The sequence below is a fragment of the Streptomyces sp. NBC_00029 genome, from assembly GCF_045160505.1.
Classification (GTDB): Bacteria; Actinomycetota; Actinomycetes; order Streptomycetales; family Streptomycetaceae; genus Streptomyces.
In genome coordinates this window covers 5,168,142-5,177,500 of the sequence record NZ_CP108292.1, presented here as the reverse complement: position 1 = coordinate 5,177,500, position 9,359 = coordinate 5,168,142, and the positions used below count along the sequence as shown (strand labels likewise).

At 71.8% G+C, this 9,359-nt stretch carries 8 protein-coding genes; 2 read left to right on the top strand and 6 right to left on the bottom strand.

Features of this window, described 5'->3' with window-relative positions; all coding sequences use genetic code 11:
- Positions 1-545 precede the first annotated feature (545 nt).
- Positions 546-1,544, top strand: coding sequence for a tryptophan--tRNA ligase (gene trpS, locus OG753_RS24230; RefSeq protein WP_405790110.1), 999 nt, complete (start codon positions 546-548; stop codon positions 1,542-1,544).
- A 45-nt stretch (positions 1,545-1,589) separates the two neighbouring features.
- Here the strand turns inward: trpS and proC are convergent, their stop codons facing one another.
- The 5 genes from proC to OG753_RS24205 all read right to left on the bottom strand — a co-directional run bounded on the left by proC (position 1,590) and on the right by OG753_RS24205 (position 5,128).
- On the bottom strand, positions 1,590-2,399 hold the full coding sequence (gene proC, locus OG753_RS24225; protein WP_327263798.1) for a pyrroline-5-carboxylate reductase: 810 nt from the start codon (positions 2,397-2,399) through the stop codon (positions 1,590-1,592).
- Between the two features lie 125 nt (positions 2,400-2,524).
- Positions 2,525-3,280 carry an ABC transporter permease gene (locus tag OG753_RS24220; protein WP_327263797.1) on the bottom strand — a complete coding sequence of 252 codons (756 nt, stop codon included), beginning with the start codon at positions 3,278-3,280 and terminating at the stop codon, positions 2,525-2,527.
- Entirely contained in the window at positions 3,277-4,107 is an 831-nt protein-coding gene (locus OG753_RS24215) for an ABC transporter ATP-binding protein (RefSeq protein ID WP_405790108.1), read from the bottom strand. Before OG753_RS24215 ends, OG753_RS24220 begins: the two co-directional genes overlap by 4 nt.
- Before the next feature lie 97 nt (positions 4,108-4,204).
- Entirely contained in the window at positions 4,205-4,735 is a 531-nt protein-coding gene (locus tag OG753_RS24210) for a hypothetical protein (protein WP_383196492.1), read from the bottom strand.
- A 90-nt stretch (positions 4,736-4,825) separates the two neighbouring features.
- Positions 4,826-5,128 carry an SH3 domain-containing protein gene (locus tag OG753_RS24205; protein ID WP_327263795.1) on the bottom strand — a complete coding sequence of 101 codons (303 nt, stop codon included), beginning with the start codon at positions 5,126-5,128 and terminating at the stop codon, positions 4,826-4,828.
- A 106-nt stretch (positions 5,129-5,234) separates the two neighbouring features.
- Between OG753_RS24205 and OG753_RS24200 the strand changes: the two genes are divergently transcribed.
- Positions 5,235-7,373 carry a serine/threonine-protein kinase gene (locus OG753_RS24200; RefSeq protein WP_405790106.1) on the top strand — a complete coding sequence of 713 codons (2,139 nt, stop codon included), beginning with the start codon at positions 5,235-5,237 and terminating at the stop codon, positions 7,371-7,373.
- 57 nt (positions 7,374-7,430) lie between these two features.
- Here the strand turns inward: OG753_RS24200 and ilvD are convergent, their stop codons facing one another.
- Positions 7,431-9,281, bottom strand: coding sequence for a dihydroxy-acid dehydratase (ilvD, locus tag OG753_RS24195; RefSeq protein WP_327263793.1), 1,851 nt, complete (start codon positions 9,279-9,281; stop codon positions 7,431-7,433).
- Positions 9,282-9,359 lie beyond the last annotated feature (78 nt).

Genomic DNA, 9,359 nt, shown 5'->3' with positions numbered 1-9,359 from the left:
ATCAGATCCTTTCGGGCCTGACCCCCAGTCAGCGGGATTTGTCGTCCGGGCTGTTGGGCCCTTTCGACGAGTGAGACAGTAGCGGATTCCTTGCCCCCGAACCTAATCGGCGGCTGCGTCCTGGAACGCGGATTCCTCATTCGCAAATACGCATGAAAACGAGACGACGGAGTGCGTCGTTCGTTCGAATGTGTGGTGCGGGATGGCTGTCCGGGGACCGACCGGGGTCGGCGCTCACTTCGGACAACTCGAAGAACCTTACGGACCCGGTACACCTGTGTCAACCCCAGGCTGACCCGCCGCGCGGAGTACGCGAAACTCACCCCCTCCTCGTCCCCCTCCGTCTACGCTGGGCCCATGACTACGCATGCACCGACGCTCAGCCTTCGCTGGTGGGCCGCCTGACGGCGGCCGACCTTCCACGCGAGCACGCATGCGCTCACGGCCGCCGCTACGGCGGCCGTTTTTGTTTCTCCCCTCCCGGGAGTGACTCGGTCGCCCGACGCGGTGGCACCGACACCACTCACACACAGGGAGAGCAGGACATGACGAGGATCTTCAGCGGGATCAAGCCCACCGGACACCTGACGCTGGGGAACTACCTGGGCGCCGTGCGGCAGTGGGTCGCCGCCGACCACACGCCGGACTCCGCGCTGTTCTGCGTCGTCGATCTGCACGCACTGACCGTCGAGCACGAGCCGGCCCGCGTCCGGAGGCTGAGCCGGCAGGCGGCGACGCTCCTGCTGGCCGCTGGGCTGGATCCGCAGCGCTGCACCCTCTTCGTACAGAGCCATGTGGACGAGCACACGCGGCTGGCGTACCTGCTGGAGTGCACCGCCACGGACGGGGAGCTGCGGCGGATGATCCAGTACAAGGAGAAGGCGGCGAGGGCGCAGGTCTCCGGGGAGGGCGTCCGGCTGTCGCTTCTCACCTATCCCGTGCTGATGGCCGCCGACATCCTGGCGTACGAGGCCACAGAGGTGCCGGTCGGTGAGGACCAGCGGCAGCACGTCGAGCTGACCCGTGATCTCGCGGTGCGGTTCAACCAGCGCTACGGGCACACCTTCACCGTGCCGCGGGCCACGCTGCCGGCGGTGGCCGCGCGGGTCATGGACCTGCAGGACCCGACGTCGAAGATGGGGAAGTCGCACGAGAACACGGCGGGGATCGTCTACCTGCTCGACGAGCCCGGGGTCGTGCGCAAGAAGGTGATGCGGGCGGTCACCGACAGCGGGGACGACGGCGTGCTCTACGACCGGGAGGCGCGGCCGGGGGTCGCGAACCTGCTGGACATCCTGGCGGCGTGCACCGGGGGCGATCCGGCCGCGCTCGCCGACGGGTACAGCGGCTACGGGGCGCTCAAGCGGGACGTGGCCGACGCGGTGGTCGAGCTGCTGGGGCCGGTGCAGGAGCGGCACGCGGAGCTGGCGGGCGATCCGGCCCAGGTGGAGAAGGTGCTGCGGGAGGGCGCCGGGCGGGCCCGGGAGCTGGCGCGGCCGGTGGTGGACCGGGCGTACCGGGCCATCGGGTTGCTGGAGCCGTGACGGGTGGGGTCCCGCGTGCCGCGGGGCCCCACCGGTACGGGTTTCTCAGCTGTTGCCGGAGGCGAGCTCGCGGCTGCGGTCGCGGGCCGCTTCGAGGGCGGCGATGAGCGCGGCGCGCACGCCGTGCTTCTCCAGCTCGACGATGGCGTTGATCGTCGTACCGGCCGGGGAGGTGACGGCCTCGCGGAGCTTGACCGGGTGCTCGCCGCTGTCGCGGAGCATCACGGCGGCGCCGATGGCGGCCTGGACGATCAGGTCGTGGGCCTGCGCGCGGGGCAGGCCGAGGAGGATGCCGGCGTCGGTCATGGCCTCGACGAGGAAGTAGAAGTAGGCGGGGCCGGAGCCGGAGAGGGCGGTGGCCGCGTCCTGCTGGGACTCGGGGACGCGCAGGGTCTTGCCGACGCTGCCGAAGATCTCCTCGGTGTGGGCGAGGTGCGCCGCGGTGGCGTGGCTGCCGGCGGAGATGACGGACATGGCCTCGTCGACGAGGGCGGGGGTGTTCGTCATGACGCGGACGACGGGGGTGCCCGTGCTGAGCCGTTCCTCGAAGAAGGCGGTCGGCACGCCGGCGGCGCCACTGATCACCAGGCGGTCGGCGGGGACGTGCGGGGCGAGCTCGTCGAGGAGCTTCGCCATGTCCTGGGGCTTGACGGTGAGGATGAGGGTGTCGGCGCGCTTGGCGGCCTCGGCGTTGGAGACGGCCTCGACCCCGTAGCGGGTGCGGAGTTCCTCGGCCCGTTCGGTGCGGCGGGCGGTGACGAGGAGTTTCGAGGCGGGCCAGCCGCCGCGGATCATTCCGCTGAGCAGGGCCTCGCCGATCTTTCCGGTACCGAGGACTGCGACTGTCTGGGTCATGCCCGATTCACCTCGCCTGGGGGTCCCTCCCAGCGGTGGCCGGGGGAGTTTCACGCGTGACACGTATACGGCCTCATCCTTTCACCCGGGAAACGAACGGGGCGGGACTGTCCGGCCTGTGGGCGTCAGGGGGTGCGGCGGCGGAGGGTGACCGCGCCGAGGGCGAGTACGAGCAGCGCGCAGGCGGCGACGATCGCGGCGTCGCGGACGAATGCGGCGGTCATGTCGGTGTGGGTGAGGACCTGGGTCATGCCGTCGACCGCGTAGGACATGGGCAGGACGTCGGACAGGCCTTCGAGGACCGGGTGCATGGTGTCGCGGGCCGCGAAGAGGCCGCAGAGGAGGAGCTGCGGGAAGATCACCGCCGGCATGAACTGGACGGCCTGGAACTCGGAGGCCGCGAAGGCGGAGACGAACAGGCCGAGCGCGGTGCCGAGGAGTGCGTCGAGCAGGGCTACGAGGAGCAGCAGCCAGGGGGATCCGATGACGTCGAGGCCGAGGACCCAGAGGGCGAGGCCGGTGGCGAGGACGGACTGGAGGACGGCGACGGCGCCGAAGGCGAGGGCGTAGCCGGCGATGAGGTCGCCCTTGCCCAGCGGCATGGCGAGGAGGCGCTCCAGGGTTCCGGAGGTGCGTTCGCGCAGGGTGGCGATGGAGGTCACCAGGAACATGGTGATGAGGGGGAAGATCCCGAGCAGTGACGCGCCGATGCCGTCGAAGGTCTTGGGGCTGCCGTCGAAGACGAAGCGCAGCAGGGTGAGCATCAGTACCGGGACCAGGAGCATCAGCGCGATGGAGCGCGGGTCGTGGCGGAGCTGGCGCAGCACGCGGGCGGCAGTGGCGCCGGTGCGGGCGCCGCTCATGGCGGTCGTGGCGGTCATCGGCTCTGCTCCGGGGTGAGGGCCGCGGTGTCGGCGGCGTTCGCGGTGGCGGCGTGCGCGTTGGCTTCGTCGACCAGGCGCAGGAAGCCCTCTTCGACGGTGGCGGAGTGGGTACGGGCGCGCAGTGCGTCGGGGGTGTCCTGGGCGAGGATGCGGCCCTCGCGCATGAGGAGCAGGTCGTGGCAGCGTTCGGCCTCGTCCATGACGTGGGAGGAGACGAGGATCGTCGCGCCGCGGGTGGCGGTGATGTCGTGGAAGAGGTTCCACAGGTCGCGGCGCAGGACGGGGTCGAGGCCGACGGTGGGTTCGTCGAGGACGAGGAGCTCGGGGGTGCCGAGCAGGGCGACGGCGAGGGAGACGCGGCTGCGCTGGCCGCCGGAGAGGTTGCCGGCGAGGGCGCCGGCGCGGGTGGTGAGGTCGACGTCGGTGATGGCACGGGTGACGGCGTCGGCCCGGCGGTCGGCGGCGGCGCGGCCGGGGTCGAGGACGGCGGCGAAGTATTCGAGGTTCTGCCGGACGGTGAGGTCGTCGTAGACGCTGGGCGCCTGGGTGACGTAGCCGATGCGGGAGCGGAGCCGGGGGTGGCCGGCGGGGTGGCCGAGGACGTCGAGGGTTCCGGTGACGTGGGCCTGGGTGCCGACGACGGCGCGCATGAGGGTGGATTTTCCGCAGCCGGAGGGGCCGAGGAGGCCGGTGATGCGGCCGCGGGGGACGTCGAAGGCGATGGAGTCGAGGACGGTGCGGGGGGTGCGGCCGGTGCCGCGGCGGACGGTGAGGTCACGGGCGTTGACGGCGGCGGGGTCTCCGTCCGCCTGGTTATTCATCATGTGATGAATAATGCTCCTGGCGGTGCCCGGGCGTCAATCACCGGGAAGGGTCGGACTGCTCCGGACTCCTCTGGGCCGGCCTTCCTGCCTGATACCGCTACTTCTTGCGCTTGGGGCGGCGGGCGGCCGGGTTGCCCGTGCGGGTGCTGCGGCGGCGGGCGTATTCGGTCTGCGCGCGCTCGTACTCGGCGCGGTGGAGCTTCTCGCCCGGGGCCTCGCCGAGGCAGCGCAGGAAGTACGCGATGAGCGAGCCGATGAAACCGATCGTCTTGAGGCCCTTGAGGGCGGCCTCGTCGGAGGACGGGGCGGGGCGACGGCTGAAGGAGGCCCAGGTCTTGGTGAAGGCGATGGAGCTGGAGATCGCGAAGAGGACGACGACCGAGATGCTGAGGAAGGGACCGACGTTGCCGATCTCCAGACCCTCGTAGGAGAGGCGGAGCAGCAGGGCTGCGGCGACGGCGGTGGTCAGCGAGCCGATGGCGAGGCCGGCGCGGCGCAGGGCGTAGCCGCCGTCGTGGTCGACCCACGTCGTGCCGAAGAACCGGATCGGCTCGGGCTGCGGGCCGGCGGGCACCGCGGCCTGCGCGTCCGGCTCGGCGGGGGTCTGGTCTCGCTGGTCGTCGCTCACGTCAGCGATTATCCCCCGCCGGGCCGGGCGGGCCCGGTGTGTCTCACGTGTCAGACGGGTCCGACGGGTCCGGCAGCGGTCCGAGAAGGGTCAGCCGCACTCGGTGACGACATAGCCGTCGCTGCCGGTCCTCACGTACGCGTCGGAGACGAACCGGCCGTTGCCGATGCAGTCCCAGATGGCGGTCGTGCCGTACGGGCCCGAGACGGTGGTGCCGTCGGTCTGGCAGCGGAGCGTGACGGTCGCGCCGTACGGCAGGACGTCGATGACCGAGTAGTTGGTGCCGGGGCCGCTGCGGACGTTCAGCCGGGAGCCGGGAGCGACCGGGTAGGACGGGTAACCGGAGCCGGAGGCAAGGCTCTGGATTTGGCTCGAATCGTTCTCCACCGACATGCGAAATCTCCCCCCATGGGCGTTGCCGTGCGCAACTCGCGCAGGGTAGCAGGACCTTGGAGAATCGCACGGGTCATCGACTAGGCTCCGGCGGGGGTGGTGAACGGTGCATTCGCGGCGCGCGGACTACGTGGGTTTTCCGGAGTACGCCGGGCAGTACCGGCTCGAATCGGTGCTCGGCTCCGGAGGGATGGGCGTCGTCCATCTGGCCACGTCCGGTTCGGGGCTGAAACTCGCCGTCAAGATCGTGCACCCCTCGCACGCGGTGGACCCGGAGTTCCGGGCCCGGTTCCGGCAGGAGGTCGCCGCGGCGCGCCGGGTCAGCGGAGCGTTCACCGCGCCCGTCGTGGACGCCGACCCCGATGCCGAACGGCCGTGGATGGCCACGCTGTTCATCGACGCGCCGACGCTCTCCGAGCGCGTACGGGAAAAGGTGCTGGACCCCTCCGAACTGGCCCGGCTCGCCGCCGGTCTGGCCGAGGCCCTGCGGGACATCCACCGGGCGGGAGTGGTGCACCGGGACCTGAAGCCCAGCAACGTGCTCATGGCTCCGGACGGCGTGCGGGTCATCGACTTCGGGATCTCCCGGCCGGCGGACAGCGACCTTCGGACCGAGACGGGCAAGCTGATCGGCACCCCGCCGTTCATGGCGCCCGAGCAGTTCCAGCGGCCCCGCGACGTGGGGACGGCCGCGGACGTCTTCGCCCTGGGGGCGGTGCTCGTGCACGCGGCGACCGGGCACGGGCCGTTCGACTCGGACAGCCACTACCTGGTGGCGTACCAAGTGGTGCACAGCGAACCGGATCTGACCGGGCTTCCGCCGCAGCTCGTACCCCTCGTCGCGCGCTGCCTGGCCAAGGATCCGGCGGAGCGGCCCACCGCCGAGGCGCTGATCGCCGAGATGCGGGCGATCGCGTACCCGACCGGCGAGGACACCCGGGCCTTCATCCCAGAGCCCCGGCGGCCCCTCGATGCCGAGCAGATCACCCACAAGCGGGAGCGGATCGTTGCCGGACCCGGGGCGGCGCCGCCCCGGCGCAGGACCCGGACGGCGGTAGCGGCCGGCATCGGGCTCGGGCTGCTGCTCGCCGGCGGCACCGTGGGCGGATACCTGCAGTTCGGGGCGGCGGCCGGGTCGCCCGGCCGGATCGCCGCACAGACCGGTCCGGCGCCGCAGAAGACCTTCTCCCCATGGGCGGTCCCGCTGGTCGGGCCCGTGACGGGCAGCCGGATGGGGGCCTGCTCCTGGCAGGCTGCGGCCCTCTACTGCACCGGTCCGGGCATCACCGCGGCACGGCTCGATCCCGCAAACGGCGCCACGGTGTGGGCGCTGGAGGCGGCCGGCCCCGCGAAGAAGGCCACGGCCGTCAGCGCTCCGCTGCACGCGGGTGGGCAGGTACTCGTCGTGGTGCCGGGCAGCGAGACGCTCCAGGCACTGGATCCGGGTACGGGGGCCGAGCACTGGAGGCACCGGCTCCCGGACGGCACACAGGTGATGACCGCGGGCGGGCACGTCCTGCTCGTGGGGACGGGCGGCAGCGTCACGGCGCTGGACCCGGCGACCGGCACACCGCTCTGGACCAGGCAGATCGGCGGGGTCGGATCCGTCTGGTGGGGCGACGACGGGCAGGACGGCGCAGCACCCGGGCTGTACGTGGCGACGCCCGGGGGCGACGGCGGGTCCACCCAGGTCGCCGCGGTGGACCCGGCGACCGGGACGGTGCGGGGGCAGCTGCGGACGGCGGGGCGGCTGCAGCCGGTAGGCACGGCGCAGGGCGGGCTGTACCTGCTGGACCTCGACTCGTCCTCCAGGACCACCGCCGTCGTACGGGCCGACCTGGCGACACACGCGGTGCACCGGGTACCGCTGAAGGCTCCGCTCCTCGATGCACAGGCCACGGTGGACCGGGACGGGACCACCTACCTGTCCGGGACCTCCGGCGCGCTGGTGGCGGTCGGAGCGGCCAAGGAGCGCTGGCGGTCGGAGACGGGCGTGACGGTGGCCTCCCGCCCCGTGTTCGCCGACGGGCTGGTCGCCCTGATGGCGCCGGACGGACGGCTGCTGGCCGTCGACGCCGACAGCGGCCGTCCGACGGGGCAGACCAGGGCGCGGATGGCCGACGGCAAGGCCGCCGCCCACACCTCGACGCTGCCCGCGCCGGTGACCGCGGACGGTCGGCTGTTCGGGAACGCGCCCGACGGGACGGTGTTCGCGGTCGCCGCGGGGGCTTCCTCCGGCTGGTGAGACGCGGACGCCCCCGCACCGGGGGGTGCGGGGGCGTCACTGCTGCCGTGCGGACGATCAGCCCAGGAGGGAGACGTCGCGGACCGCGCCCTTGTCGGCGCTTGTGGCCATGGCGGCGTAGGCGCGCAGGGCCGCGGAGACCTTGCGCTCACGGTTCTTCGGGGCGTAGACGCCGCCGAGGGCCTCGTGGCGGGCCGCCAGGGTGGCCTCGTCGACGAGGACCTCGATGGACCGGTTCGGGATGTCGATGCGGATCCGGTCGCCGTCCTCGACGACCGCGATGGTGCCGCCCGAGGCCGCCTCCGGGGAGGCGTGGCCGATGGACAGGCCCGAGGTGCCGCCGGAGAAGCGGCCGTCGGTCACCAGGGCGCAGGACTTGCCGAGGCCGCGGCCCTTGAGGAAGGAGGTCGGGTAGAGCATCTCCTGCATGCCGGGGCCGCCGCGCGGGCCCTCGTAGCGGATGACGACGACGTCGCCCTCCTTGATCTCCTTGCGGAGGATCTTGTCGACCGCCTCGTCCTGGGACTCGCAGACGACCGCCGGACCCTCGAAGGTCCAGATCGACTCGTCGACGCCGGCGGTCTTCACGACGCATCCGTCCTCGGCGATGTTGCCGCGCAGCACGGCGAGGCCGCCGTCCTTGGAGTACGCGTGCTGCACCGAGCGGATGCAGCCGCCCTCGGCGTCGAGGTCGAGGGACTCCCAGCGCTTGGACTGCGAGAAGGCGGTGGCGGAGCGCTCGCAGCCGGGGCCCGCGTGCCACAGCTCCATGGCCGTGTCGGAGGCCGTGCCGGAGCGGGCGTCCCACTGGGCGAGCCAGTCCTCCAGGCCGTCGGAGTGGACGGTGTTGATGTCCTTGTTGAGGAGTCCGCCGCGGTGCAGCTCACCGAGGATGGCGGGGATGCCGCCGGCGCGGTGGATGTCCTCCATGTAGTACGTGCCGCCGGGCGCCACGTTCGGCGCGACCTTGGCCAGGCACGGGACCCGGCGCGAGACGGCGTCGATGTCGGTGAGGTCGTAGTCCAGACCCGCTTCCTGCGCCGCGGCCAGCAGGTGCAGGATCGTGTTGGTGGAGCCGCCCATCGCGATGTCGAGGGCCATGGCGTTCTCGAAGGCCTCACGGGTGGCGATGTTGCGCGGGAGGACGGACTCGTCGCCGTCCTCGTAGTAGCGCTTGGTGATCTCCACGACCGTGCGGCCGGCGTCCTCGTACAGGGCGCGGCGGGCAGTGTGCGTGGCGAGGACCGAGCCGTTGCCGGGGAGGGCCAGGCCGATGGCCTCGGCCAGGCAGTTCATCGAGTTGGCGGTGAACATGCCGCTGCAGGAGCCGCAGGTGGGACAGGCGTTCTCCTCGATGCGCAGGACGTCCTCGTCGGAGACGTTCTCGTTGGAGGCGTCGACCATGGCGTCGATCAGGTCGAGCTTGCGGACCGTGCCGTCGACGAGGGTCGCCTGGCCGGCCTCCATCGGGCCGCCGGACACGAACACCACCGGGATGTTGAGGCGCATGGCGGCCATCAGCATGCCGGGGGTGATCTTGTCGCAGTTGGAGATGCAGATCAGCGCGTCGGCGCAGTGCGCCTCGACCATGTACTCGACCGAGTCCGCGATCAGGTCGCGGGAGGGGAGGGAGTACAGCATGCCGCCGTGACCCATGGCGATGCCGTCGTCGACCGCGATGGTGTTGAACTCGCGCGGGATCGCACCGGCGGCCCGGATCGCGTCCGAGACGATGCGGCCGACCGGAGCCAGGTGGGTGTGGCCGGGGACGAACTCGGTGAAGGAGTTGGCGACCGCGACGATCGGCTTGCCGATGTCCGCGCTCGCTACGCCCGAGGCGCGCATAAGCGCACGTGCGCCTGCCATGTTGCGGCCGTGGGTGACGGTGCGGGACCTCAGCTCGGGCATGCGGTTTCACTCCCCATGAGTGCGGCTGTACGGTCAGCCGCGACTGCGGATATGGCTCAGATACGAGGCTACGCCCAC

What these genes read in the sequence shown, in the direction of transcription:
- OG753_RS24215 (WP_405790108.1), bottom strand. Translation starts at nt 4,107, where the DNA reads ATGATGAATAACCAGGCGGACGGAGACCCCGCCGCCGTCAACGCCCGT.
- proC (WP_327263798.1), bottom strand. Translation starts at nt 2,399, where the DNA reads ATGACCCAGACAGTCGCAGTCCTCGGTACCGGAAAGATCGGCGAGGCC.
- OG753_RS24205 (WP_327263795.1), bottom strand. Translation starts at nt 5,128, where the DNA reads ATGTCGGTGGAGAACGATTCGAGCCAAATCCAGAGCCTTGCCTCCGGC.
- ilvD (WP_327263793.1), bottom strand. Translation starts at nt 9,281, where the DNA reads ATGCCCGAGCTGAGGTCCCGCACCGTCACCCACGGCCGCAACATGGCA.
- OG753_RS24220 (WP_327263797.1), bottom strand. Translation starts at nt 3,280, where the DNA reads ATGACCGCCACGACCGCCATGAGCGGCGCCCGCACCGGCGCCACTGCC.
- trpS (WP_405790110.1), top strand. Translation starts at nt 546, where the DNA reads ATGACGAGGATCTTCAGCGGGATCAAGCCCACCGGACACCTGACGCTG.